At 52.0% G+C, this 24711-nt stretch carries 25 protein-coding genes and 3 tRNA genes; 16 read left to right on the top strand and 12 right to left on the bottom strand.

The window, feature by feature from the left end:
* Positions 1-28: 28 nt before the first annotated feature.
* The 3 genes from HMF8227_RS06835 (at position 29) to HMF8227_RS06845 (ending at position 1806) form a co-directional block, all read left to right on the top strand.
* Positions 29-328, top strand: coding sequence for a PilZ domain-containing protein (locus HMF8227_RS06835; protein ID WP_109339465.1), 300 nt, complete (start codon positions 29-31; stop codon positions 326-328).
* 237 nt (positions 329-565) lie between these two features.
* Entirely contained in the window at positions 566-841 is a 276-nt protein-coding gene (gene yccX / locus HMF8227_RS06840; protein WP_109339466.1) for an acylphosphatase, read from the top strand.
* Positions 841-1806 (top strand): NAD(P)H-quinone oxidoreductase, encoded by a 966-nt coding sequence (locus HMF8227_RS06845; protein ID WP_109339467.1) that lies wholly within the window; start codon positions 841-843, stop codon positions 1804-1806. The genes yccX and HMF8227_RS06845 overlap by 1 nt, the downstream gene beginning before the upstream one ends.
* Here HMF8227_RS06845 and rnhA read toward each other — a convergent pair.
* Positions 1793-2257: a ribonuclease HI gene (gene rnhA, locus HMF8227_RS06850; RefSeq protein ID WP_109339468.1), complete on the bottom strand. Its 465-nt coding sequence runs from the start codon at positions 2255-2257 to the stop codon at positions 1793-1795. The genes HMF8227_RS06845 and rnhA overlap by 14 nt on opposite strands.
* A 138-nt stretch (positions 2258-2395) precedes the next feature.
* Between rnhA and dnaQ the strand changes: the two genes are divergently transcribed.
* The 5 genes from dnaQ (at position 2396) to HMF8227_RS06875 (ending at position 5057) form a co-directional block, all read left to right on the top strand.
* A complete protein-coding gene (gene dnaQ / locus HMF8227_RS06855) occupies positions 2396-3106 on the top strand; it encodes a DNA polymerase III subunit epsilon (protein WP_109339469.1) in 711 nt (236 codons plus the stop codon).
* Positions 3107-3113: 7 nt separating this feature from the next.
* Positions 3114-4592: a TIGR03503 family protein gene (locus HMF8227_RS06860; RefSeq protein WP_109339470.1), complete on the top strand. Its 1479-nt coding sequence runs from the start codon at positions 3114-3116 to the stop codon at positions 4590-4592.
* A 194-nt stretch (positions 4593-4786) separates the two neighbouring features.
* Positions 4787-4863, top strand: a tRNA-Asp gene (locus HMF8227_RS06865).
* Positions 4864-4884: 21 nt separating this feature from the next.
* Positions 4885-4961: transfer RNA gene (locus HMF8227_RS06870), tRNA-Asp, on the top strand.
* 19 nt (positions 4962-4980) lie between these two features.
* A tRNA-Asp gene (locus tag HMF8227_RS06875) sits at positions 4981-5057 on the top strand.
* 206 nt (positions 5058-5263) lie between these two features.
* Here the strand turns inward: HMF8227_RS06875 and fadE are convergent.
* The 4 genes from fadE to purM all read right to left on the bottom strand — a co-directional run bounded on the left by fadE (position 5264) and on the right by purM (position 10241).
* Positions 5264-7717: an acyl-CoA dehydrogenase FadE gene (gene fadE, locus HMF8227_RS06880; RefSeq protein WP_109339471.1), complete on the bottom strand. Its 2454-nt coding sequence runs from the start codon at positions 7715-7717 to the stop codon at positions 5264-5266.
* A gap of 121 nt (positions 7718-7838) precedes the next feature.
* Positions 7839-8579, bottom strand: a complete 741-nt coding sequence (locus tag HMF8227_RS06885; protein ID WP_109339472.1) for a DUF3108 domain-containing protein — start codon at positions 8577-8579, stop codon at positions 7839-7841.
* Positions 8566-9204, bottom strand: a complete 639-nt coding sequence (gene purN, locus HMF8227_RS06890) for a phosphoribosylglycinamide formyltransferase (RefSeq protein WP_109339473.1) — start codon at positions 9202-9204, stop codon at positions 8566-8568. Before purN ends, HMF8227_RS06885 begins: the two co-directional genes overlap by 14 nt.
* 2 nt (positions 9205-9206) lie before the next feature.
* Entirely contained in the window at positions 9207-10241 is a 1035-nt protein-coding gene (purM, locus tag HMF8227_RS06895; RefSeq protein ID WP_109339474.1) for a phosphoribosylformylglycinamidine cyclo-ligase, read from the bottom strand.
* Positions 10242-10391: 150 nt separating this feature from the next.
* Here purM and HMF8227_RS06900 point away from each other — a divergent pair, with 150 nt between their 5' ends.
* Together HMF8227_RS06900 and hda are read left to right on the top strand one after the other, a co-directional pair.
* Positions 10392-11453 carry a DUF2066 domain-containing protein gene (locus tag HMF8227_RS06900; RefSeq protein ID WP_109339475.1) on the top strand — a complete coding sequence of 354 codons (1062 nt, stop codon included), beginning with the start codon at positions 10392-10394 and terminating at the stop codon, positions 11451-11453.
* Positions 11446-12144 carry a DnaA regulatory inactivator Hda gene (gene hda / locus HMF8227_RS06905; RefSeq protein ID WP_109339476.1) on the top strand — a complete coding sequence of 233 codons (699 nt, stop codon included), beginning with the start codon at positions 11446-11448 and terminating at the stop codon, positions 12142-12144. Before HMF8227_RS06900 ends, hda begins: the two co-directional genes overlap by 8 nt.
* On the opposite strand, the gene HMF8227_RS06910 is transcribed toward hda, so the two are convergent.
* The 3 genes from HMF8227_RS06910 to arsC are packed head-to-tail and all read right to left on the bottom strand — an operon-like array spanning position 12141 to position 13489.
* Positions 12141-12521 (bottom strand): DUF2069 domain-containing protein, encoded by a 381-nt coding sequence (locus HMF8227_RS06910; RefSeq protein ID WP_109339477.1) that lies wholly within the window; start codon positions 12519-12521, stop codon positions 12141-12143. The two genes, hda and HMF8227_RS06910, sit on opposite strands and share 4 nt — an antisense overlap.
* 8 nt (positions 12522-12529) lie before the next feature.
* The gene (gene wrbA, locus HMF8227_RS06915) at positions 12530-13123 is read right to left on the bottom strand and encodes an NAD(P)H:quinone oxidoreductase (RefSeq protein WP_109339478.1); all 594 of its coding nucleotides are present in this window, start codon (positions 13121-13123) and stop codon (positions 12530-12532) included.
* A 12-nt stretch (positions 13124-13135) separates the two neighbouring features.
* Positions 13136-13489 carry an arsenate reductase (glutaredoxin) gene (gene arsC / locus HMF8227_RS06920; protein ID WP_109339479.1) on the bottom strand — a complete coding sequence of 118 codons (354 nt, stop codon included), beginning with the start codon at positions 13487-13489 and terminating at the stop codon, positions 13136-13138.
* Between the two features lie 68 nt (positions 13490-13557).
* Between arsC and HMF8227_RS06925 the strand changes: the two genes are divergently transcribed.
* Complete coding sequence (locus HMF8227_RS06925) at positions 13558-14034, top strand: TlpA family protein disulfide reductase (protein ID WP_239421228.1); 477 nt, start codon at positions 13558-13560, stop codon at positions 14032-14034.
* Here the strand turns inward: HMF8227_RS06925 and bepA are convergent.
* Positions 14020-15468, bottom strand: coding sequence for a beta-barrel assembly-enhancing protease (gene bepA, locus HMF8227_RS06930; RefSeq protein ID WP_109339480.1), 1449 nt, complete (start codon positions 15466-15468; stop codon positions 14020-14022). The genes HMF8227_RS06925 and bepA overlap by 15 nt on opposite strands.
* 234 nt (positions 15469-15702) lie before the next feature.
* On the opposite strand from bepA, the gene HMF8227_RS06935 reads away from it, so the two are divergent.
* Both HMF8227_RS06935 and HMF8227_RS06940 read left to right on the top strand, forming a co-directional pair.
* Positions 15703-15939, top strand: coding sequence for a sulfurtransferase TusA family protein (locus HMF8227_RS06935; protein ID WP_109339481.1), 237 nt, complete (start codon positions 15703-15705; stop codon positions 15937-15939).
* Positions 15932-16996 (top strand): AI-2E family transporter, encoded by a 1065-nt coding sequence (locus HMF8227_RS06940; protein ID WP_109339482.1) that lies wholly within the window; start codon positions 15932-15934, stop codon positions 16994-16996. Before HMF8227_RS06935 ends, HMF8227_RS06940 begins: the two co-directional genes overlap by 8 nt.
* Before the next feature lie 20 nt (positions 16997-17016).
* Here the strand turns inward: HMF8227_RS06940 and bcp are convergent, their stop codons facing one another.
* Both bcp and HMF8227_RS06950 read right to left on the bottom strand, forming a co-directional pair.
* Positions 17017-17487 carry a thioredoxin-dependent thiol peroxidase gene (gene bcp / locus HMF8227_RS06945; RefSeq protein WP_109339483.1) on the bottom strand — a complete coding sequence of 157 codons (471 nt, stop codon included), beginning with the start codon at positions 17485-17487 and terminating at the stop codon, positions 17017-17019.
* A gap of 7 nt (positions 17488-17494) precedes the next feature.
* Complete coding sequence (locus tag HMF8227_RS06950) at positions 17495-18022, bottom strand: glycine cleavage system transcriptional repressor (protein WP_109339484.1); 528 nt, start codon at positions 18020-18022, stop codon at positions 17495-17497.
* 126 nt (positions 18023-18148) lie between these two features.
* Between HMF8227_RS06950 and dapA the strand changes: the two genes are divergently transcribed.
* From dapA to purC, 3 genes are read left to right on the top strand one after another with little or no spacing between them, the layout of a single operon-like run.
* Positions 18149-19027, top strand: a complete 879-nt coding sequence (dapA, locus tag HMF8227_RS06955; protein ID WP_109339485.1) for a 4-hydroxy-tetrahydrodipicolinate synthase — start codon at positions 18149-18151, stop codon at positions 19025-19027.
* A 9-nt stretch (positions 19028-19036) separates the two neighbouring features.
* Positions 19037-20149, top strand: coding sequence for an outer membrane protein assembly factor BamC (gene bamC / locus HMF8227_RS06960; RefSeq protein WP_109339486.1), 1113 nt, complete (start codon positions 19037-19039; stop codon positions 20147-20149).
* A 20-nt stretch (positions 20150-20169) separates the two neighbouring features.
* The gene (gene purC, locus HMF8227_RS06965; protein ID WP_109339487.1) at positions 20170-20880 is read left to right on the top strand and encodes a phosphoribosylaminoimidazolesuccinocarboxamide synthase; all 711 of its coding nucleotides are present in this window, start codon (positions 20170-20172) and stop codon (positions 20878-20880) included.
* Between the two features lie 65 nt (positions 20881-20945).
* On the opposite strand, the gene HMF8227_RS15240 is transcribed toward purC, so the two are convergent.
* The gene (locus tag HMF8227_RS15240; protein ID WP_162558530.1) at positions 20946-24653 is read right to left on the bottom strand and encodes a S8 family serine peptidase; all 3708 of its coding nucleotides are present in this window, start codon (positions 24651-24653) and stop codon (positions 20946-20948) included.
* Positions 24654-24711: the final 58 nt, after the last annotated feature.

Here is a 24711-nt window from a genome sequence, read left to right on the forward strand (position 1 = left end):
AACAGGCTTTTATTCAGGGGGATGAGCAATGCTGGGCTATGAAGATAAAAGGGATTATTTACGCATGATGGTGAACACGCCGGTGGAGCTGGCCGTGGACGATGCTGAGTCTTTGCGCACTCTGACTGGGCTGTGTAAGGATTTAAGCGCCAGTGGCATGTCCATTGAAGTGGAAGAAAGCATTGAGCCTGGAGCACAGGTTCGGGTTAGCATGGATTCACCCAACAGTCAGTTACCTTCCCTGAATGCCAAAACTAAGGTGGTGCGCTGTCAGTCTGAGGACGATGGACAATTTATTGTCGGACTGGAAATTCTGGAGATGATCTAGAGCCGGTTTTTAGCGTGGAGCGTTCGCCTGACGTACAGCCTAGTATAACCCTCATCCAGCCGCCCGTTTGTATTGCTCAGATGTCTTGAGTGTATTCACCGCTTTTTGTTTGTTTTGTTGCGATAAAGGGCCACGTCAAAAGGTGCCAGTTTAGCTGCTGTTTCTTTACATTGTATTAAACAATTTTCAGTCATTTTCACTATCCTCACTTCTATGATTTAACCTTCAGGAGTGCCAATGAATAAAAACACGGGCATTAGAGCCATCGTATATGGTCAGGTACAGGGCGTATTTTTTCGCAAGAGTACCCAGCAACAGGCAATCAAGCTGGGATTAACTGGCTATGCCAAAAACCTGCCCGATGGTAGCGTTGAGGTGCAGGCTGATGGCGGCCATGACAAGCTACAGTTGCTGGTGGACTATCTGCATAGGGGGCCTGAGCAGGCCAGGGTGGACAGAGTTGTTGTCGAGGAGCGTCCTGCTCAGGATTATACAGGCTTTGAGGTTCGCTGATGCGTTACTTCACCGTCGATGAGCACGGCCAGATGCAATTGGCTGAAATGGATAAGCCCAATCCCGGTGACTATGAGGTCATTATCAAGGTAAAGGCTTTTGGTATAAACCGGGCCGATCTGCTGCAAAAACAGGGCAAGTACCCACCTCCTAGGGGGGAAAGCCAGGTTTTGGGTCTTGAGGTGTCCGGTACCCTTGAGTCTGTAGGCAGCATGGTAACTGCCTGGCACGAAGGCGATCGCGTATGCGCATTAGTGCCGGGCGGCGGTTATGCTGAGTACGTCAGAGTTAGAGCCGAGCACCTGATGCCACTGCCCGATAATATGAGTTTTAGCGATGGCGCGGGACTCATGGAAGTGTTTCTAACCGCTTATCAGGCATTATTCTGGCTCGGTAAGTTGGCAGAAGGGCAAAAGGTATTAATCCACGCAGGGGCCAGCGGCGTCGGTTCGGCGGCCATTCAACTGGCGAAAAGTCGGGGGGCACAGGTGGCCATAACGGCATCTAATGCCGACAAACTCAGCTTCTGCGGGCGACTTGGCGCGGATGTGACCATTAATTACCGCCAGCAGGACTTTGTCGATACAGTGCGAGAGCGCCTGGGGGGTGTGGATCTCATTCTGGATGTGGTGGGGGGAGATTATCTCAATCGCAACCTGAGAGCGTTGAATCTGGACGGCCGTATTGTCACTCTGGCCATCCTGGGTGGGCGTTTTGCGGATAAGCTTGATATGGCACGGCTTTTACAGAAACGGGCCACGGTAATGGGGTCAACGCTGCGAAATCGCTCCGATGCCTACAAGGCGGAGCTGATTCAAGCCTTAAACAAAGATTGTCTGGCTCTGTTCGGGCAGGGCAGCTTAATGCCCTGCGTGGATAGGGTCTTTTCCCCAGAACAGATAGACCAAGCCCATCAGCGAATGGCGCGTAATGAGAACCTCGGCAAGTTAGTTATTCACTGGTAAAGCCCGTGTCTTCTAACAAATTATCACTTTGTGCTGCATTGCGGGCTAAATCATCGCAACGTTCGTTTTGGGGGTGCCCCGAGTGGCCTTTCACCCAGTGCCAGTGAATCTGATGTTTTTGCACTGTTGCATCCAGGCGCTGCCACAGGTCAGCGTTTTTTACCGGTTTCTTGTTACTGGTACGCCAGCCATTTCTGCGCCAGTTATGGATCCATTGGTTGATGCCCTGACGCAGGTATTGGCTGTCGGTGGTCAGGTCAACTTCGCAGGCCTGATTGAGACTCTCAAGTGCAGCAATGGCGGCCATCATCTCCATGCGGTTATTGGTGGTACGCTGATAGCCTTGGCTTAACTCTTTAGAATGCTTCCCGTACTCGAGTACCGCTCCGTAGCCGCCTGGTCCTGGGTTGCCCAGACAAGAACCATCGGTAAAAATTTTAATTTGTTTCATTAATCACTAAGTCTTTGATTACTGGCTTAATGATAACACCTGCTTGTCGTGAGCACGATGTCAAAATCCATCCGTAGGCGTCGTGCAGAGTTCTCTCGCTATGTATAATGGCCGTTAATGAGATAAGGAGCGGCGTTTATGGCAAGACAGATAGTATTGGATACCGAGACGACGGGCATTGATCCTAAGCAGGGGCATCGCATCATTGAGATCGGCTGTGTCGAAATGATCAATCGTCGCCTGACGGGCAATAATTTTCATGTCTATATTCATCCCGAAAGAGAGGTAGAACAAGAAGCCATTGAGGTCCATGGCATTACCAATGAATACCTGGCGGATAAACCCAAGTTTCACGCCATCGCCGACGACTTTGTCGATTATATTCGCGGTGCTGAACTGGTGATCCATAACGCGCCTTTCGATGTGGGGTTTATGAACCATGAATTTGGTTTATTGGGTAAACCACAGGATCTGACCAACCAGTTATGTCAGATTCGGGACACCCTGACCATGGCGCGGGAGCTGTTCCCAGGGCAGAGAAACAGCCTGGATGCGTTGTGTAAACGCTATGGCATCGACAACTCCCATCGTACACTGCACGGTGCCTTATTGGATGCTGAGATTCTGGCCGACGTCTATTTGCACATGACCGGTGGTCAGACGGCTTTGAATTTGCATGGTCATCAAAATAGTGGCAACGACAACAATGGTGCGGAGTCCATCCGTCGTTTAACCGCCGATCGAAATCCGCTAAAGGTTATTCGGGCCACCGCCGATGAACTAGAAGCGCATGAACAGCGTTTGGACTTGATCGAAGAGGAAGGCGGCCAGTGCATATGGCGCCAATAGGCGGGTTATGACAAAACATTTATGGGCCTTAGCAGGCGTGTTATTGAGTTTGACGGTATGGGCGCAACAGGGAGAGGAGGAGCAGTCTGAATCCGACAAGGCTAATCCTATTACCATGTTGGGAAATGAGTACCTCAATAGCATTGAACTGCTGAATAACCGGTTTCGTATCGATTATAAGGTCGATGAAGTCACCATGGTGTTTTTCCGTGAGTATGGCAGTGCGCCGGTGGTGTTGGTCAGGCCCGATGGTTCTAAGATCTTCGCCAGCGATGAAGATGTGGAAATGGCCGGTGAGCCGGGTGCCGATAAGATTCGTTGGTTCGATGACGTGAACTATGACCTGATCCGCATTAAAGAGCCCATGCCCGGGCCCTGGCAAGCCATAGGGGCGATCAAGCCCAATAGCCGAATTATGGTGATTAGTGATCTCAAGCTGGAAGTTGAGCCGTTCCCCGAGACTCTGTTCAAAGGCGAAGTGTTAAAGGTGATCGCGACACTCAGTAATGATGGCGAGCCTATCGACGAAGTTGGCTTTCGTGATGTGGTGGAGCTTGAGGTCGAGCTGGTCAGTACCAATGACGCTGAATACGATAACTTCGGCGCCGGTACCGTCACCCTTGCCACCTTTAAAGATGATGGACGTGGCATGGATGAGAGGCCAGCGGATGGATTATTTACCGGACAGTTTAATCTGCGCATCAATTCCGGAAAATGGACACCGGTTTATCGGGTGAAATCTGAGCTGTTCAACCGAGAACACAGAGGCGAGCCCGTTCACCTGTTACCCAACCCTTTCGAACTGTCGGTGGAACTGGATAAGGGGGACGGACGCCATCATTTATTTATCGACGCTACACACCCCAAGATTGATATGGAGTCGGTGTTGATCGACGGTAAAGTACGTTACCCCAACGGTGACGTCCAAAACTTCTCGTTAACCGAGACAGGTCCCGGGCCCCGGGAATTCGAAATTTTTAATTACGAATACGGTATGTTTCGCGCAAAGGTGACCGCTTTTGGCAATACCACCTCGGGGCGTGATTTTATTATGGACGTGCCTGAGTTTAGTTTCCTCGCTGAAGAACAAGCGGTCAAGCAGCAACAGGCCATGGCTGAGCAACCGCAAGATGATAACCAGGCGGAAGCTGGCACCAGCGGTGAAGCGTCGCTCAGTGAAGCGCAAGAGGCTAGCAATATTGCCGGCAATCTGGATGGCATGGCCATGCCTCAGAGTTTCGCGCCAGCGCCGGAGGAGCAAGCCGAGCAGGGCATGTCCGGTCAAATGCTGCTGATCATCATTATCGCGGCCAATGTTCTGATTGTGCTGACCGGCGGTGGGATGATTTGGTACTTTCAGCGTCCGCGCAGTAAGACAGACCCCGAACACGAGGAGTTACTGGATACGGAAACCCAGTCCAGCCCAAAGACTACCAAAGGCAAGGATGATGGTCTGCTGGATTTGTCCATGCCTGATGAGGACTAGCGGGCCGGTGTCACTGATAGTTATTTAGCCATTTTGCTTATTATTAGGCCAAACGGAATTGAAAAGGGCAAAAATACAGGTTTACTTTGAAAAACCGGTTGACTGTATCAGGGGGACGCCGTATCATCTGCGCCCAGTTGAGCAAGAGCTTAAACGAGTTCTTACTTAACGTTTTGATATATAACAGAATATGTGGAGCGGTAGTTCAGCTGGTTAGAATGCCGGCCTGTCACGCCGGAGGTCGCGGGTTCGAGTCCCGTCCGCTCCGCCACACTGTTATAATTTTCTGTCCGGAGCGGTAGTTCAGCTGGTTAGAATGCCGGCCTGTCACGCCGGAGGTCGCGGGTTCGAGTCCCGTCCGCTCCGCCAGTCAGAAAATAGTCATAACGGAGCGGTAGTTCAGCTGGTTAGAATGCCGGCCTGTCACGCCGGAGGTCGCGGGTTCGAGTCCCGTCCGCTCCGCCACTACAAGAAACCACCTTGAGGGTGGTTTTTTTGTGTCTGTATTTTACTCACGTGCTTTCTCTGAAGAGTTGTTAATCCTCGCGCTTCTGAGAACCGAGAGGAACCGCATTATATTCCCAAGACTCTGCGCTCGTGTATTCGCATCTCCTCTGTTACAAAAAAAGCCCCGCTAAACGGGGCTTTTGATATTTCAGTTACTGAGCCTGTCAGGCTGCTTTTTCTTTGGATGTATCCGTTCGCTGACGGCCTGCGACAAGATCTTCGGTATCAAAGTCATCCACGTTGATAACCGTTAATCTCTCTTGTTCTGCACGACGCAACAGCTCAGCTTCCTGTTCGCTCAGAACGCCCAGCTCCAGACCCTTATCTGCCACCTGGTCGAGATAGAAGAAAGGCAGGGGTTTGTCTGCGGCTTTGCATACCTTGTCATACAGAGGCTCGGCGGCAAGAATATCGTCCAGCGCCTGCTCTAGCTGTCCGAACGGATTGCCTTCTTCCCGCGTCAGATACTGACCTTCGCCCAGGCGATTACGAGCTTCGCACGGGGTCTGAAGGATCTTGGCGATAGCATGATCCAACTTATCTGAGGGCTTTTTATAGCGCGGGCCGAAAGGCATCACAGCGAGCTTCAGTACTTTACCCAAACCTTTGGCCGGGAAGTTATCCAGCAGGTCCATGACAGCGGTTTCTGTACGGTACAGCAAGTCCTGCATGGACCAATGAACCATAGGTAGGTCCTCTTTAATGCGGCCCTCATCCTGATACCGTTTTAAGACCGCACTGCCCAGATAGAGGTAAGAGAGAATATCGCCAAGTCGCGCTGAGACTCGCTCTTTACGTTTTAGTTCGCCACCCAGAACGCCCATGGCAACGTCGGATAACATGGCCAGTACTGTTGAATAACGCTCCAGGCCCTGATAATAGGCTTTGGTTTCATCGTTATAGGGGGTACCGATAAAGTGTCCGCCGGTGAAACCAAACCATTTGGCCCTGAAGAAGTTACTGATGGCAAAACCAATATGACCAAAGACGGCCTTATCAAATTCGCTTAATGCCTCATTGGCATCGTCGCTTTGCGCCGCGTAAAGCTCCCGCAATACAAAAGGGTGGCAGCGCATGGCGCCCTGACCGTAAATCATCATATTACGGGTGAGAATGTTGGCACCCTCGACAGTAATGGCAATAGGCGCACCTTGATAGGCTCGGCCAATGTAGTTGTTCGGGCCCAGGATGATGCCTTTACCGCCGTGCACATCCATAGAGTCAATAACGGACTGGCGCATACGCTCGGTAAGGTGATACTTACAGATGGCAGAGATCACGGAGGGCTTTTCACCCATATCCAGTGCCTTGGTGGTCATGCTGGTCACTGCATCCATCATATAGGCATTGGCGCCAATACGCCCGAGCATCTCTTCAACACCTTCCATTTTACCGATGGGCAGCTTGAATTGCCGGCGGATGCGCGAATAGGCCCCTGTCGCAAGAGCAACGGACTTAACACCACCGGCAGAGTTGGACGGCAGAGTGATGCAACGGCCGACCGACAGGCATTCCATCAGCATGCGCCAGCCCTGACCAGCCATTTTCTTACCACCAATGATGTAATCCAGCGGTACAAAGACGTCTTCACCTTTAATCGGACCATTCTGGAACGGTACGTTAAGTGGGAAATGGCGACGACCAATTTCCAGCCCTTTGGTCTCGCTGGGAAGCAGGGCACAGGTGATGCCAAGATCTTCCTGGTCGCCCAGCAGACCGTCGGGATCATAGAGCTTGAATGCCAGGCCGACCACTGTGGCAACCGGCGCCAGAGTGATGTAACGTTTGGAGAAATTCAGGCGCATGCCCAGAACCTCTTCCCCGTTAAACTCCCCTTTACAGACTACACCGGTGTCCGGAATAGCACCCGCATCGGAACCTGCTTCTGGGCTGGTCAGTGCAAAACAGGGGATTTCACGGCCGTCAGCCAGTCGGGGCAAGTAATGATCTTTTTGCTCTTCGGTACCATAGTGCTGTAGCAGCTCACCGGGACCCAAAGAGTTGGGGACACCGACCGTGGACGCCAAAACAGCGCCAGAACCAGCCAACTTCTGTAGTACCCGGGACTGGGCGTAAGCAGAAAACTCCAAGCCACCAAATTCTTTTTTGATGATCATGGCGAAGAACTTATTGTCCTTTAAGAATTGCCATAGCTCCGGAGGCAAATCGGCACGCTCGTGGTTAATTTCCCACTCGTCGGCCATGCGGCAAGCTTCCTCACATGGACCATCCAGAAAGGCTTGTTCTTCCTCGGTCAGTCGGGCCTTGGGCTGGTTGTGCAGACTTGACCAATTCGGTTTACCGCTAAAAAGCTCGCCATCCCACCAGACGGTGCCGGCATCAATGGCTTCCTGCTCGGTTCGCGACATACTGGGCATGATCTTGCGATACATGGCGAGCATGGGAGCCGATAGGTAGTTTTTACGAATAGCCTTAAGGTTAAAGGGCAGAGCCAGAATGGCAAAGGCGATCCAGCCCCACTGGTTGACGCCACCTATCAGGGTGCCGGCAGCCAGAATTGCTGCGATTAATAAGGTAGTGGCGCTTAGCTTTAAGCGCCAGTATGCGGCAGCACCCAGTGCTACCACAATGACGAGAAGCCATAATAAACTGTGCATAATTACTCCGTAAGATAAGAGGTCCGACCAGATACAGTATGGCAAATTAGGCTCAATGGATCAAAAAATCAAGCAGATAATTTAGTCGGTGAGGTCAAATAGAGTGGGAGTGAGTGTCAGTTTATTGTTGCACCGACGATGCGCCGGTTTCATATTGAGTCAGTCTGATGTCGGCCTGTTCGTCGCCGTCTTTAAACTGACGCAGACGCACCATCGTGTAGTTAAGTTGGGGCGCAAACCAGATAAAGGTCTGACGACGACTGCTTTCGCGTACCTTCTCTAGCTTTATGGTTGGCAGTTTTCCGTAGGGAAGTTGAAGATCTTCCCGGGTAACCACCCGAAAGTGCTGGCTCTCGGTCTGACCGTCCTCATCGATGCTGTCAAAACGAAAGTCAGTTTTCCCCTCAGCCAGTCCCTGACGGACCTTGAGCTGATAAAGCTGGTTGTCGAGTAAGTCCTCTGGTTGCCAGGAAATCGTATTCCCTTTGCTAGATTCAACTCGTTGTTTTTCTGGGAAAAATTCCAGACTTAGCTTCTCATCGTCACCCGTGCCTTCGCGCTCATAGTAGTATTTGTAGGGGATAATCCGCCCGCTCTCTGGTCGGTAGCGGAATAAGCTGCGTTCGGTACGGGTATCGGATAAAAACAGCAGTTGGGCGTGAGACCGGTAAAATAATTCGTATTGATGGCGACCCAGCGCAGTGAGGCGCTGATTTGCTTCACCCAGCTCCATACCAGAGCGGGAAGCCACATACTGGGCGTGATAAGGCTGTAACTGGAAAGAAGGTCGAGTATCAGCCTGGGCCAAGGCAGTACCGACCATTAGGCTGGTTACTGCCAGTAAGGCTTTAATCGTTCGCATAACCCTGAGTAGGCAGAGGTTGTCTGTCGAGAAGTACTGTATCACCGTCTAACTCCAGCCGATCCTCACAGAACCACTTTACCACTAATGGGTACAGGCTCAACTCTTGGTGACGCACCCGCTCGCTCAGCTCTTCGGCGGTGTCACCGCTGAAGACCGGCACCTTGGACTGTATTACGGTGGGGCCGCCATCCAGTTCCGGGGTTACAAAATGTACGGTCACCCCGTGTTCGGTATCACCCGCATCCAGGGCCCGTTGGTGTGTATTGAGTCCTTTGTACTTAGGCAGTAGGGACGGATGAATATTCAGCATTCGCCCAGTGTAATGCTGCACAAATTCGTCACTGAGGATACGCATAAAGCCCGCCAGTACCACCAGATCCGGTTGGTGCTGATCGATTTCCTGTTGCAAAGCCCGATCATAGTCTTCGCGGGATGCATAGCTCTTATGACTCAAAACCACGGCTTTTACGCCTGACAATTCGGCTCGTTTGAGGCCATAGGCATCAGCCTTATTTGAGATAACGGCACTCACCCGACCATTGATATCACCGCGTTCACAGGCGTCTAAGATGGCTTGCAGGTTGGTGCCGCTGCCAGAAATCAGTACAACAATGGACTTCATTATCAACGAATCTCAACCTGTTGTTCACCATCGGCCTGTTCAATGCTGCCGATAATCCAGGCGTTCTCGCCTTGTTCGTTGAGCAAAGCCACAGCTTGTTCGGCCTGCTCAGCTGGCACTGCTGCGATCAGTCCCACACCACAGTTAAAGGTACGGTACATTTCATGGGTGGTGACATTGCCTTTTTGCTGTAACCAATTAAAAATCGCTGGCCACTCCCAGGAGCTGCCGTCGATAACCGCTTTGGCATTATCCGGAAGTACTCTGGGGATGTTTTCCCAGAAGCCGCCACCGGTAATATGAGAGATGGCATGCACTGGTAATGTCTCAATCAGTTTCAGAGTCGATTTTACATAGATGCGGGTAGGCGCTAAAAGATGGTCAATGATGGCTTTGCCATTAAAGTCCTGCTTGGGATCTTCACCAGACACTTCAAGAATTTTGCGGATCAGTGAGTAACCGTTGGAATGCGGACCTGAGCTACCAAGTGCGATCAGCTTATCGCCTGGTGCGACTTTACTGCCATCGATAACTTCATCAGCCTCAACCACGCCAACGCAGAAACCGGCGATATCATAATCATCACCATGATACATGCCGGGCATCTCAGCCGTTTCGCCGCCAATCAGAGCGCAACCGGACTGCTGACAACCTTCACCAATACCGGTGACCACGTCGGCAGCGGTGTCTACATTAAGCTTACCGGTGGCATAATAGTCCAGGAAAAACAGTGGCTCGGCACCCTGAACGATTAAATCGTTGACGCACATGGCGACCAGATCAATACCTACTCCCTGATGCTGTCCATGGTCCATGGCCAGACGCAGCTTGGTACCAACACCATCGGTACCAGAGACCAGCAAAGGCTGACGGTATTTTTCAGGCAAGGCACACAGGGCGCCAAAACCGCCAAGGCCACCTTTGACTTCGGGGCGCTGGGTCTTCTTTGTAACAGTTTTGATGCGCTCCACCAATTGGTTACCAGCATCAATATCGACCCCGGCATCCTTATAGCTTAACGACTGGGACTTACTCACGGCTCACCTCAACTCTCTGGTGCAATTGAAAACTGGGCGAATTCTACCAGCAAAGGTTGATAATGGGTAACCCGATAAAACAAAGGATGAAATTTTTCAGCAATTCCATGACAATAGCCTCATCGAACAGGAATATTGTGAGCGTCTAACATGCTGCGACTGGCTGTGATTCTGCTGATGGTGCTGAGTGGTCCTACCTATGGAGCGGTGGTAAGCGATCTCTATCAAGGCCGCGTTGCCATTGATAACCAGTCTGCTTCTGCGCAGAGCAAAGCCATGGGGGAAGCCTTGGCACAGGTGTTAGTCAAAGTCCGTGGCAAGGAAGATATCCTGAGTCATCCTGATACCCGTCGTCAGCTCCGAAATGCCGATGAGCTTCTGAGTCAGTATCGCTTTGAGCAACAACAGCAACAATTGTTCTACTTAGCCAGGTTTGACCAGGCTAAGGTGAATCAACTGATCCGGGGGGCCGGTTTTCCCATCTGGGGGCAGCGCAGGCCGGAGAGTCTGCTATGGCTGGCTCTGGACCCGGTTGATGGCGAAAGAGGTTTGGTTTCGGAGTACCATCACGCCGGTTTAGTCAGAGAGTTTAAAGAGCAGGCTCGTCGAAGGGGCATTGTGCTGCGTTTACCGCTGATGGATCTGACCGATGTGAACAGAGTCAGTGCGCTGGATGTGTGGGGGCGATTTATAGAGCATATTCAGCAAAGTAGCGAACGCTATCAGCCTCAGGTGGTTTTCAGTGCTCGTATGTATCCTGAAGTGAGTGACGCTGAGAACAGTGAGTCAGAGCAATGGCGAGCCGACTGGGATATGGTGCTGGAAGAGCAATTCTTTCAAGGCTACCTGCTGGCATCAAACCCTGATGCATTGGCCCGGAGGCTGGTGAACGCCTTGGCCAATCAATTGGCCGAACAGTACGCCACCGGTCAGGTTAACGGCCAAAGCGAGTCACTGCTGATGACCTTTGACAATGTGACCAGCCTGGACAGTTTTGTAGGTATCTCACGAGTGCTGTCGAGTCTGGCTGTTGTGTCCAACGTTAGTCTTAAACACATTCAGGGCGCTCAGGCGTCCTATGAAGTCGGTCTGCTCGGCAGTGAGCAGGATTTGCTGCAATCGTTATCTCTGGAGCCAAAAATTCAACGCCAACGGGACAACTTCGGTCAGCCGGTGACCGATAACCGCTTTATTTGGGTCAACAATGACTGAGCAACTTTTCTTACCCGTTCAGTTGCCTGATGATGAGGTCTACGACAGTTTCATTCCAGGTAGCAATGCGCATGTATTGGCCCATTTGACTGCCTGGGTTACCGCGGCTCAGCCGAAGCCTTTTCTGACCTATTTGAGCGGTCAAACGGGGGCGGGGAAGAGCCACCTGCTGTTCAGTGCCTGTAATCAGGCGGCCGATGCCAACCTGACCTGCACCTATATTAGCTTCAACCAAATGGCAGATCTGGCCCCGGCCATGCTACAGGGGTTAGAGCAGATGGACCTCGTGTGTCTGGACGACATTCAATGCATAGGTGGACACCTGGAGTGGCAGCAGGCTGTATTTGATTTTATCAACCGTGCACGAGAGCAGCAGTGTCGGTTGTTGGTTGCCGCCGACTCGGGTCCGAAGCAGTTGCCACTGGAATTGCCGGATTTACAATCCAGGTTGAGCTGGGGCGTCAGCTATCATATCCAGCCGCTGGATGATGAGCAGCGCATTAATGCCTTACAGGTACGGGCCCACCGGCGAGGGATGACTATGCCCCAGGAAGTGGCCCGCTTTCTGATGAACCACTGTCAGCGTGATATGACGGTACTGGTGGGGCTATTAGACCGCCTGGATGCGTTAAGCCTTAAAGCTCAACACCGGCTCACCATCCCCTTTGTAAAAAAAGCGCTGAACCTTTAGCTTTTTCGTTTTTTCAGTCCGATTCCTAACTCCCGACCCCGATACCGGGCGTAATAGGTGCAGCCGATAAACGCCGATAGACTAAGCAGGATTTCTACCGTGGCATAATGCCATTGCTCGCTCACCGCGTACACGGAAGTGAAGCCATGCAGAATGTAAATCATCAGAATAAAGTTCGCCCATGCATGGGTATAGGGCTTGCCCTGAATGATGCCCTTCAACGGCAACAGACCCGGCAGAACCCACATCAGCACCAGAAACAGCGGCGAATACATCTCACTGGGGGCGAGTACAAAATGCCATAACACCACCCAAATCAGCAGGGCGGAGTAGCTGATCAAGGCCAAAAAGCGCAAAAATCGGGTATGGGGAGCCATAAAATTTCCTAGATAAGAGTTTTGGCGATGTTTGCCAAACGCTGGCCTTGAGCCAGTGCCAGGCGCTGTTCGCTATCGCTCAGTCGAACGTTATTGTCGATACCGGCCACATGGCTGGGGCCATAGGGGGTACCGCCTTGCTGGGTGCGGTTGAGTTCGGGTTCGGTAAAAGGTGTACCGAGCACCAACATGCCGTGATGAAGTAATGGCAATAACATGGTTAGCAAGGTGGACTCCTGACCACCATGTAAACTGGCGCCTGAAGTGAATACGCAGGCTGGTTTGCCCACCAGTTCCCCGGCCAACCATTCATTAGACGTGGAGTCCCAGAAGTATTTTAGGGCCGCTGCCATATTGCCAAAGCGGACCGGGCTGCCCATGGCCAGTGCCGAGCAGTTAACCAGATCCTCACGGGTTACATAGGGCGCTCCAGTGTCTGGCTGGGTTTGTTGCCCGGGCTGGTCCAAAGTGCGAACCGCTGACACAGTGCGCACTCTGGCCTCCAGGCCACCTTGTTCAATGCCCTGAGCTAACTTGTCGGCCAGGTTACGCGTAGCGCCATGGGTGCTGTAATAGAGCACCAAAGCATAAGCTTGGTTCATTTGAGACTCGCTTTACAAAACATCCAGAACGTTTTCTGGTGGTCGGCCAATACGCGCCTTATCCTGATTAATCACTATGGGGCGCTCTAGTAGCTTCGGTGTATCGGCGATCGCGGCCAATAACTGCTCGTTCGTCAGGCTGGTGTCGCCTAGGTTATGAGCCTTGTATTCTGCTTCCTTAGTGCGCATCATTTGGCGTGCATCGTCCAGTCCGAGCTGTTGCTGAAGCGTCGCCAGAGCCTGCCGGTCTAGAGGGGTTTTCAGATATTCGACAATCTCTGGCTCGACGCCTTTGTCTTTTAGTAGTTGCAGAGTTTGTCGGCTCTTTGAACATCTCGGATTATGAAGGATTTGTACCTGACTCATAGTTTCCATTGCCGTTTTTAGTTAATCTTGCGGTTATTCTAACAAGACCGAGCAATGAGGACAGAGCTTTGCGTCAAAAAGTCATAATACCGGTGGTAGCGATTCTGGCCATCGTAGCCGGTGTATTCAGTTTTAACCAGTTTGCCCCGGACTTTAAGACACTTAAGGGTGAGAGTTACCAGTGGCGAGAGCTGGAGGGGCAGTGGGTTGTAGTGAACTTCTTTGCCGAGTGGTGCGCTCCCTGTTTGAAAGAATTTCCCGAGCTTAACCGGTTTTCACAACAAATGACTGGTAAGCCGGTGCACTTGTTTGGGGTCAACTTTGACGGTATCCCGCCCGGCCCCTTGCAGGAGATGGTTAAAAAATACCAGATTCGCTTTCCTGTTATCCTGACCACTCCCCACCCCAAATTACCGATGGAGTGGCCCATTAGCCTGCCAACCACATACATCATTAATCCACAGGGTGAAGTGGTTAAGCAGTTGCTGGGTGAACAAAGCGCCGAATCTCTGACTCGGACTCTAAAAAAACTAGAGGCGCTCTAGGCGGTTTTTCGCTTCCCGGAACTGCTCGATTCGTGCCCGGATACGCTGTTTGGCAAGGTGGCTGTCGCCGGTGTAGTTATAGGCGCTTTGTAACTCATCAATGGCGCGCGGGTAGGCGGCTACCAGCGCGTATATTTCTGCCTGACTTTGATGGCGTTCAAGGGCCTGATCACTCTGACCATAGGCTTCAACCAACAGTTGATAGGACAGCATATGGTCTTCGTTGATCATCAGGTAATCTTTCAGCAGCCGAATGGCATCTTTATACTGACCTGCATTTATGGCGGCATTAGCGTAATTCAGTGCCAACACCTGATTACGGGGCTTATTAGCCAGGTGTGGTGCCAGCATTTTCATTGCCTGATCGTAGTTTTGCTGATCCAATAGGATGTCGGTCATGGCATCAAGGAAAAACAGATTATCTGGATGCGCATCCATAAGCGGCGTTAACTGGGCTTGAGCCTGCTTTGGCTGTTCTGCACGCATTAAGCTCAATGCTAAGCCGTACCGGGCTGCCAACTGCAAGCCCGGATGCGCCTGATCCAATTGCCGGCGGAAATAACTCTGGTTCTTATCGGCATCGAACATATAAAGCGCCTGGATACGGGCTTTAGCGAGGAAAAAGGCGAGGCTGGAGCCCCGCTCCTGAGAGTTGTAGGCGCCGGCCCGGGCCCTGGCGTCGGCGACACGACTCTCTGGCAGCGGGTGGGTCAGTAAAAACGCTGGGGGCTTCGATTTATGGCGATATTTTTCCACCAGCCTGTCGAAAAAGCTGGCCGCGGCCGTCGGGTCAAAACCTGCCTGATACAGGATCCTCAGACCGATACGGTCAGCTTCTTTTTCGTTATCTCTGGTGTAGTTAATACTGGCTTGCTGGCCTGCAGCAGAGCTCGCGGAGATGGCCGCCATACCCGCTTCGGGATCGGCCATGGCCAGCAGTATTCCACCCAACATAGAGGCAATTTGCAGTGGTCCCGAACGTTGAGCTGACTCCATGCGCCGGGCGATATGACGCTGAGTAACGTGAGCCACTTCGTGCGCTAGCACAGACGCTAGCTCGCTCTCGGTGCTTGCCTGATAGATAAGCCCCGTGTGAACGCCGATATAACCACCATAAAAGGCGAATGCGTTGATCTCCGGGTTATTGACTAAAAAGAAATTGAACGGGAACTTGGTGTTATCTGCTTGCGCTACCAGTCGATTTCCCAAGTCCTGAATGTATTCATTCAGTAGCGGATCTCCGACCACCGGAGCCTGACCGCGCATCTGGCGCATGATCGCGTCTCCCACTAAGCGCTCTTTATCGATGCTGATGGCATTGGCGGCCACAACACCGATCTCCGGCAGAGTGTTGCGATCATTTAGATTTAGCTGCTGAGCGGCGAGACCGAAACTTAATATGGCGGCCGAAATAAAACTGACAAAGCGCTGCATGGTAATACTAGAATCCTTGGTTTAACCCTTTACTTCGACAGGGTTGGAGATGAAATTACTCTGGAAGTTCCTACGTTTCTGTGAGCACTTGGATTTGAGCCCATGGGCGAAAGCCTTGTAGGCAGAATAGCGCAGTCGGCTCATTGAAAAAAGACTGTTATACCAGTGCGCTTGTTCTTAGAATAGTGCACATTGGAACACGCCATCTCGACGTCAGAGAAATAGCGGCCTTGTATGACAGATACTGTACATCATATCGACTTAACGGAGTGGCGTTGCCCACAATCCCTGTTGGAGCTTAAGCGCGCCCTTCGTAATATAACCGACGAGCACTGCCGGGTTCGGATGAAAGTGGATAGTGCGGCGGATGCCAAACATTGGCTGACACTCCGTGGCTGCCAATGGCAAGGCCACAGAATCAACGAACATGATATTGAATTAAGCTTTTACTGGGACTCTCACCATGCTTGATATGTTTAACGGCTGGTACAAGCGTAAATTTTCCGATCCGGATGCGGCGGCACTGCTACTGATCTTAGTCGTAGCCTTCGGGCTGCTGATTTTCTGGGGCGATATGATGGCACCGATGCTAATTGCCATCGTAGTGGCTTACTTACTGGAGTGGCCTGTGGCCCGGCTGGAGCGGATAGGGTTGGGCCGGACCTGGGCCACGAGTCTGGTCATCTTAGTTTTTTTAACGCTGATTATTCTGGCCGCAGTTGGATTGGTGCCGGTAATTTGGCGACAAAGTATGAACCTACTTACCGAACTGCCTGAAATTTGGGCCCACACTCAGGACTGGTTACTGACGCTGCCGGAACGTTACCCCGGATTCGTGGCACCGATGGATATTGAACGATTGTTGACGGATGCGAACGCTAAGGTGGTTGGTTTGGGTGAAGATATTCTCAGCGCTTCGGTCAGTTCTCTGGTGGATTTGGTGGCGCTTCTGGTTTATCTGATTCTGGTCCCCCTGATGGTGCTTTTTATGCTTAAAGATAAACGGGAGCTAATGGGGAACCTGTCGCGCGTTGTGCCCAAAGAGCGGCGCCTGGTGAATCAGGTAGGGAGGGAAATGAACCTGCAAATCGTCAATTATATACGCGGCAAGGTAGTGGAGATCTTAATTGTCGGTGCTGTATCGGCGATAACCTTTAGCCTTATGGAACTGAGATATGCCTTGTTATTGGGGGTATTAGTGGGCTTTTCGGTGTTAATTCCTTATATCGGTGCGGCGATGGTGACCCTGCCGGTAGCGGTCGTAGGGCTCTTTCAATGGGGCTTGTCGCCTGAATTCGGCTACCTGATGGTAGCGTATGGTATTATTCAGGCTCTGGATGGGAATTTACTGGTGCCTTTACTGTTTTCCGAGGCGGTCAGCCTGCATCCGGTTTACATCATCATTGCGGTATTGTTTTTCGGCGGGCTGTGGGGTTTTTGGGGGGTGTTTTTCGCTATCCCTCTGGCGACCCTGGTGAAGGCGGTGTTCAATGCCTGGTCTGAGTCGGAAGTACCTGCGACTCAGTAGTCGCAGGTCCATGGTGACGGTTAACTGTCGCTGTTAAGGTAATTGAGGACCACTTCATGGTGGTCTTTGGTCTTAAACTTGTTGAATACCTTCTCAATGTTGCCTTGTTCGTCGATCAGGAAGCTGATCCGATGCAGGCCATCGTATTCCTTGCCCATAAACTTCTTTAAACCCCAGACACCAAACTGCTCGGCTACCTGATGGTCTTCGTCAGAGAGCAGGGTAAAGTTGAGGTTTTCCTTCTCAATAAACTTAGGGAGTCGTTTGACCGGATCGATACTGATCCCCAGTACTTCGACATTATGCTTGTCCAGATCCTTTTTACTGTCACGCAGGTTCTGTGCCTGAACGGTGCAACCAGGGGTCATGGCTTTAGGGTAAAAGTACACCAGTACCTTCTTGCCTTTGAAGTCATTCAGGCTAACGTCTGCGCCATCTTGATTGGGGAGAGTAAAACTCGGGGCGGCTTGGCCCGCTTCAAGTGTTTTCATAGGTTCCTCAATGTTTTTCAGTGAGTGTTCCGGTTAACTGTAAATCTTTGAGCTTATTAGTGAAAGCCTGGTTGACCGCTTCGATATCCGTGTCCTTAGGCATACTGACCACCATGGTACAGTGCATTTGGGCGGTGTTGCTGGATGGCTCTTTGTCCGTCTGTTGGCGAAAAGCGGTAATGGTGATGGCAAAGTCAGCAAAGAACCGGGTAATTTCCTCCAGTACGCCCACCGCATCACGACCATCAAACTCCACATCTGCCAAGCGCACCAGGCTTTGTTTACAATGCTGCGAAGTACGTTTCATCATGGACAATAGATCATGGCGCTGGCAGACCTGAGGCAATACTAATTCTGCCTTGGTGATGGCCGACTGACTGCCTTCCAGAATCATCGTCAGTGAGAAATCCTGGCCGTAGATGGCCTGACGACTGTCCAGAATATTGCACTGACAGGCTCCCACTTCCGCAGCCAACGTACTGAGAATTCCCAGGCTGTCGGTACCCAAAATGGTCACGATTAACTGTTGCTTCATAGGGCATTGAGGTCTGTTTGACATCGAGGGCGCGCAAGTTTACCACAAATGCGTTTTTTCGCTACGACTCGCTTGTTTTTATAAGGCTTGGTTATTACCATTAGGCGCTCAAATAACGGGGGCAACATGTTCGAAGGTAGTATTGTTGCGCTGGTGACTCCAATGGACACCAGTGGCAATGTCGATTACAACGCATTAGAAGAACTCGTCGAATTCCATATTGATAATGGTACTCAGGGCATTGTGGCAGTCGGAACCACCGGCGAATCCGCCACACTACCCACCGATGAGCATATTGAAGTGATCAAAAGAACGGTTGAGTTCGCCAAGGGGCGGATTCCGATCATCGCGGGCACAGGCGCAAACGCCACGGCTGAAGCGGTCGAGCTCAGCCAAAGAGCGGCGGAAGTGGGTGTCGATGGCCAACTGACCGTGGTGCCTTACTATAATAAGCCGCAGCAAAGTGGCATTCTAGCTCATTTTCAGGCCGTCGCTGAAGCAACGGACTTACCGACCATATTGTATAATGTACCAGGCCGGACGGTAGCTGACATGGCCGACTGGGTTGTGGAAGAGTTGGCTCAACATCCGAATATTGTTGGCCTGAAGGATGCGACCGGAGACCTGTCCCGGCTGGCATCGCTTAAGCCAAAGGTTCCAGAGGACTTTGTGCTGCTGAGCGGCGAAGATCCCACCGCCTACGAGTTTTTAAAACAAGGTGGTCACGGGGTGATCTCAGTGACCGCGAATATCGTTCCCGCCGAAATGGCGCGTCTTTGTCAGTTGTGTGGCCAGGGCAAACTGGCTGAAGCTGAGCAATTGAACGAATCCATCGCCGATTTACATGAGCTGCTGTTTATCGAGCCCAATCCAGTGATGCCCAAGTGGGCTTTGTTTAAGATGCAACGTATTGCGTCGGCAACGCTTAGGTTGCCGTTGGTTGAGCCGGAACTAAACAGCCAGGAACGACTCGAAAAGGCCATGCAGCAGTCCGGACTTATTTAAGGAGTATTCATGATCCGTCATTCAGCCTTAGTGCTGGCCGTTGCCGCTGTGGTTAGCGGCTGTTCTTCAGTGGAAGAACGTCGCACCGCCAACGGAAACTTTCAGTATGTCGAGCAGCAGCAAGGCTCTGGCACGCTTCAAACCCCTCCAGATTTAGTCGCACCTAAAATGGACAACCAGTATGCATTGCCATCTCATGTGGAGACACAGGGTAAACCTGTTGGTAAGGCACTAAGAGTCGACTCTCCGGCGCTGGTAATGCCATTAGTCACAGGCTCAAGAGTGGTAGAAGGAGACAGTAGCGCCCGGGTTTACTTCGAACAGGTGGACGACGATACCACACTGTCTCAGAGCATCTGGAACGCAGTGATCCACTACCTGGAAGAGAATCGCATTCAGGTGGCTGAGTTTGACCGCGACCAAGGCCGCCTGTTAACAGAGTGGATGATGTTAGATCAAACCATTGAAGGTGATGACGTCAGTTTGTTCGACTTTAGTGAAGAGCAGGAACAAGCATTGCAGCGAGCTAAGCTTGAGTTTCAGTTGGATATGAAGCCTCATGGTCGCTCGGGCGAGTTGAGCTTGTCACTGAATGACTATCAAGTTGATGGACAAGGTCAGGATAAGCTGGCGGCCGCCTCGCAACAGCGTTTGGAAGTGGAAGAACTCAACAGAGTTTTACACAGCTTCGCGCAGCAGCGTCAGATTGCGCAGATTAAGCAATTCCGTCAGGCCCAGCAGGGACTGTCATTAGAACAAGGCCAGAACCAGCAAGGTGAGCCAGCGTTTGTGATAAAGGCAGACTATGATATTGCCTGGACCCGGATGCAGTTAGTACTGCGCAAGCTGGGTTTTGTCGTCAAAGACCTGGATAAGTCAGTGGGCTTGCTGTTCACCGATTATAACGGTGGCGATGACGGCTGGTGGGATAGCCTGTTTGGTGGTGATGAACAGCGAATGCCTCTGCAAAAGCAGGCTTACCGATTTAAGCTGAACCAGGATCAGGATAGTGTGATGATTACCCTGATGAACGACGCCAGTGAACCACTGGATAAACAGACTCTTGACGCCATTTATCCGGCCTTTGCCGACGTTATGGCCCAAGATGACTTAGACCTTTAATACCGAAAGAGACCAATTCGATGGAAAAACGGCAAGAACTTTATCGAGGCAAAGCCAAAACAGTATATACCACAGAGGATACTGACAGGCTGGTGCTGGAGTTCCGCAACGACACCTCCGCCTTCGATGGTGAAAAAATCGAACAGCTGGATCGCAAAGGGATGATTAATAATAAGTTTAATCATTTCATTATGTCCAAGTTGGAACAGGCCGGTATTCCGACTCAGGTAGAACAGTTACTGTCGGACACCGAGTCCCTGGTGAAGAAGCTAGACATGTTTCCCATCGAGTGTGTGGTAAGAAACGTTGCGGCCGGTTCATTGTGTCGTCGTCTGGGCGTGGAAGAAGGTACTGACCTGACACCGCCAACATTCGAGTTCTTCCTCAAGAACGACGCGTTGCATGATCCCATGATCAATGAGTATCACATTCGTTCATTTGGCTGGGCCACCGAAGCGCAGATCGAACAGATGAAAGCGCTGACCTTCAAGGTTAATGATGTGCTTAAGCAGCTGTTTGATGACGCTGGGCTGATTCTGGTGGATTACAAACTCGAGTTTGGTTTGTTTAACGGCGAGATTACTCTGGGTGATGAGATCACCCCGGACGGATGCCGCTTATGGGACAAAGCGACTCGCGACAAGCTGGATAAGGATCGCTTCCGCCAGGGGCTTGGAGGAGTTATAGAGGCCTACGAAGAGGTTTCCAAACGTTTAGGCGTGTCGCTGTAAGCGCCGAACAAGGTCTAAAAAAAGCCCGGTTAGCCAAACCGGGCTTTTTTGTTGCTGCCTGAATCTCACACAGCCCTGATTGTCGGACTGCTCTTAATGAAGAGCGCGGAAATCAGCAGCACACACAGCCATGCAAGACTGCCGCCTCCGCCGTCTCCGCCGCCACTGCTTTGAGCCGGAGCTACGGTTACTGTCACCATTTCAGTCGTCTGGTTACCTCTGTCATCACTCACACTGACTTGCAGTGATATACTGACACGGCTGCTGACATCGGGGGCGGTGAAGCTTAACCGCGCTGAGTTTGATCCAGACAGAGCCACTGATGGCCCTCCAGACTGCTGCCATTGAATATCCACCGGATCATCGTTCGGTTCGGTAACCTCGGCCGTGAGACTGACGCTTGCACCGCTGCTCACGCTGGTATTACCGCTGATGGCGACCTGTGGAGCGCCCTCCACCTGCACGGGGAGCTCCACCTCAAGCTGTTCGTGGGAGGAGGCTGGTGTGGTTAGCTGAGACTCTAACAGTAGCTCGATTGGGCCGGCCGGGGCGTCGTTTAGCACGGTTATGGTGAAGGGAAATTGCTGAGCCATGCTGTTGGCAGGCCGCTCCGTCTGCCATTGTATCTGCTGACCATCGATGCTGCCGCTGTCAGCGCTGTTTGCCGAGAACGCCGAAGGCAGTGTTAGCTGTATCTGATAAGCTCGGGTCTCGTTGGTACGGTTAGGCAAAATGCGTGCTGCGGCATTCACCGTTGCTCCCGGCCGGACTCTGTCTGCCTCGGCGGTCAGAGAGACATCATTTTCGCCGCGAACTATATCCACAGCGATAGCCCCCATATCATTCGGAGAGTCTGGCGACGAACCAAGTTGAACAAGGCCATAGAAAGCGTCCCCTTGAGTGGCGTCATTAAGCTGCCAATTTAGCCTCAACGACCAGGGTTCTAAACGGGCAAACTGGTTCTTTGAAGCTGAGACGTTCAGGCTCGCGTCGCTGCTCTCACCGACGATGGCGTAATCGAGGTTGAAGCTATCCTGGTTGGCGTCTGACGACTGCCAGTTTTGTACCAGAATCCAATAGTCTCCCGGTTCAGGCTGAAGCAGATCGACTCGCTCTGAAGCATCGGCAGAAGTGCTGGAAGCCAGCAACTCTGATTCCTGAGCTAAGCCATCACCGTTATCATCCCGACCCACGAAAAGGTCAAGATCCGGTGCGCTACTTTCGGTGATTACTGCCACCAGCCGTTGGGCGTCATCACCAAGGCTGACTAGGCGCTGGTCAACACCATCGTCAAGTTGGTCGAAGGCGGAGCTGTTATTACTGTCCTGACTGATATCCCCCTGGATCGACTGAGGGAACACCAGACCGTATGAGGTAAAGGTCAATGAGTCGGCGGCTGCGGTTTTCAGATCAGTCAGAATGCGAGTGTCCGTGTCTCTGTGACTGATAAAAGAAACAGACTGAGGAAGATTGCCGGTGCTTTTCTTAACGCTCACTGGCATCACCAGCGTTTGCTCCGCACTGCTGAGGATGACCTTGCCAAAATACCAATGATTGGCCTGACCGCTACCGATATCAGCATTAACGGTGAGAGTTTGGCTCTCGTCGGCACTGAGTGCGAAATTTGCCTGATCCACACTCAGGCTCAAATCAGAATCGGCGCTTTGTGTGGTGACGGCCCAACTCTGATCGCTCGTGGCCGTCAAGGTACGCTGCCATTGGCATTGGGTGACACAATCACTGTCGGTTAAGCTGGCAAGGTTGAGTGCTTTGGGATCACCGCCCCGCGCCGGATCGGCAAGTTCAAATTCCTCATCGGTGATATTCAAAACCAACCCGACATTGGCAGCGGCCGCCAGATTCACCATTCCAGCGCCCATATCAAAAGGAGTTGAGGGGGTGGTGCCATCTTCTCTTACAGTATTATCATCGGCGGTTAATACTAATGCCGATTGAATTTGAGCTGGCGACCATTGCGGATGCAGGCCAGCCAGCAAGGCCGCTGCTCCTGCCACGTGAGGGGCGGCCATAGAGGTGCCGTCAATAAAGGCATAGTCACTGGGGTCGGGGTCATCCTTAAATCCGCTCGGCTGGTTATCGGCATAAGCCGACCAGATGTTGACACCAGGTGCGGCCAGAGTCGGAGCCAGTACATCGGGCAACAGATTATTAGGCCCGCGTGAACTGAAATCGGCGGCTTGGTTGGCCAACGCAGGCTCGCTGACGAACTCTGCCGCCGAAATGGTGGCCTGATGGTCGCTGCCGCTGGCAAGCCAGTTTTTTAATGCATCGCCATCGGCACGATTTATATGGATGGCGGGGAGCACGTGAGCATCGGCAACCAAATTATTGTCGCTGACATTTGCCAGCACAAAGCCTCCGGCACCACCAGCTTTAACGTTTTTGGCCTTGTCCACGCGAGCGATTTGTCCACGATCACAGACAACAATTTCGCCATTAAAGGTATCGCTAGGGAAAGGCTCCAGACACTGGGCCGGGTCGTCACTGGAGTTCGGGTTGTTAAAGTCTCCCGCATACACAACCGCTGCGGTAATGCCTTCGGTAAGAGCACGTCCGGTAAGTGTGGGGGGAGCGACCAGCCCACCGGAAAAGCTACCAATGGTCTTATCGGCCACAGCGCGATCATGGGTAAAGGCGGCCACTGAAATAACCCAAGGCGCCGAAGCATCCGAACTGGCGGTTTGTGAAGCAGGCCCCTCATTACCGGCTGAGTGCACCACCACAATTCCGGCATTTTGCGCTTTTAAAAACGCTTTGCCTTTACTGCCAGACCAGGGAGACTGTGTGGCCGCACCAATAGAATGGTTGATCACATCCACACCATCGGCAATAGCCTGATCCACAGCCTTAATCACCAAATGAGTAGGGCAACCATCGAAGTTAATGCTATCGCCGGGGTCACCCGCCTGGCAGACTTGATAGCTGATAATGTTGGCTCTCGGCGCTACCCCGGAGATCCGGGCAAAGGTCATGTCGGGATTTGGATCGCCGGCGGCGTCATAAATCGGCACGTCTCGCTGGACGTTACCGGCGGCAATGGCGGCGACATGGGAACCGTGGCCATTATGATCCTCACCATTTTCAGGAGTGCCGGGAGATAAGTTGGCGTATTCACCGGTGATATCGTCGTAACTGTATACACCGATCAACTTGTCATTACACAGGTTGGGATTGTCCAGACAGTCGCCCAGATAACCGCTTTTGGGGTTCTGATGGACGTAACCGTCACCGCTCTCGGTGGCGAAGGAAGGATGATCCGTATTCACGCCGGTATCAAGAATGCCGATAATGGTACCTTCTCCCTGATAGGGCATTTGAGAGTCTGTGCCACTCCAGACCTGGTCGGCACCTATCCAGTCCGGGCCTGAATCGGTCATCAAAGGCTCAATGCGAGAGCGCTCAATGTGTGCGATCTCCGGGTGGTCTTTCAGAGCCTGGGCCTGAGACGGGCTGATATCTAATACCACTCCGTTCAGGGCATGGCGGTAGTGGTATAGCGCTTTAACAGATTGACCCAGATGCAAACCGGCCGATTGGATAAACGCCAGCTGCTGTCGCTTAAGGTGTTGATTATCCTGGCTCGCCGCCTTTTCATGGCTTAGCGGTGAAAACGTCGATGTCTTCAGCTCCACGATATACGGTAAGTCCCGCTGCAACGGATTATCGCCAGACTTGCCGTGGGCAGAATACGGCCCCAAAGCTACCAATATCGAGATCAATAATGATAACGAATACAACCTGACTGACCTCACAACAAACTCCTTTGACGTTATTTTCGGTATCAGCTTAACCAATACGGACCCAGGTGAC

The sequence above is a fragment of the Saliniradius amylolyticus genome (assembly GCF_003143555.1).
GTDB classification, from domain to species: Bacteria; Pseudomonadota; Gammaproteobacteria; order Enterobacterales; family Alteromonadaceae; genus Saliniradius; species Saliniradius amylolyticus.